The sequence below is a fragment of the Vibrio marinisediminis genome (genome assembly GCF_014050145.1).
Taxonomy (GTDB): Bacteria; Pseudomonadota; Gammaproteobacteria; order Enterobacterales; family Vibrionaceae; genus Vibrio; species Vibrio marinisediminis.
In genome coordinates this window covers 1-230 of sequence record NZ_JACFYF010000394.1, presented here as the reverse complement: position 1 = coordinate 230, position 230 = coordinate 1, and the positions used below count along the sequence as shown (strand labels likewise).

The following is a 230-nucleotide window of genomic DNA, read 5'->3' as shown; positions in this document are numbered from 1 at the left end:
CTGGGCCCGTGACGACCCCTTCTTCGCCGAGACCGTGGCCATGGCCAAGGAGGACGGTGTCACCCTCGAGACCGACAACAAGATCGTGCGCGACGGCAACAAGGTGCGCGTCTACATGACCTCGGTGGCACCACAGTTCGGCATCACCGAGTTCAAGGTCAAGCAGGGCGACGAGGTCACCGTGGTGGTCACCAACCTCGACCAGGTCGAGGACGGCAGCCACGGTTGCA

At 63.9% G+C, this 230-nt stretch carries 1 pseudogene; it reads left to right on the top strand.

Annotated features, from left to right (window positions below):
- A pseudogene (locus H2O73_RS21565) lies at window positions 1–230 on the top strand (TAT-dependent nitrous-oxide reductase); the annotation flags it as partial.